At 43.4% G+C, this 560-nt stretch carries 1 protein-coding gene; it reads right to left on the reverse strand.

Annotated features, from left to right (window positions below):
• The coding region (locus tag MD536_RS20955) for a hypothetical protein (protein ID WP_239603751.1) at positions 1–560 on the reverse strand (560 nt) is incomplete at both ends.

Genomic DNA, 560 nt, shown 5'->3' on the forward strand with positions numbered 1-560 from the left:
GTCAATCGCCCATCTACATCCGAACTGGAGGTAATACCACGCCCCTTGTCGTAGGTATACGTCTTCATCTCAGCTCCCACTGGGAACAACCGAAGATCGTCGAGATAAATTGGATCAAGCGTGCCAGCATTATGAAAACATACCAGAGAAGATATTCCACGAACAAACTGAATATGTAAATACCAGCCATTGACTGGCACAGGCGATCTCCAATATGGTTGCCCACTTGTTCCATTAAAAATGGATAGTTTTGAAGTGCTAGTTCTCCAATAGCTAATAACATACGTTTTAGTAGGATCTAAACCAGACTTTGTCAAACCTCCCGATATGATAGAATATTTACCTGAACGAAAATTGAAATTTCTAAAAATACCAATACTTGGACTTGAAAACGTCCATCCACCATCAGTGGTGGCTCCAGGACGCTCAAAAGAAGTAAAAGCAACATCTGCCAACGAAGCGCCTGACACCTCTGCCACCACCTCCGTATTCGTTGAATCATACAAATACGATACCGGCTGATTACCACGCTTGGTCACCTGATCCAACACACTACTACC

The organism is Flavihumibacter cheonanensis, from assembly GCF_022352215.1.
Taxonomy (GTDB): domain Bacteria; phylum Bacteroidota; class Bacteroidia; order Chitinophagales; family Chitinophagaceae; genus Flavihumibacter; species Flavihumibacter cheonanensis.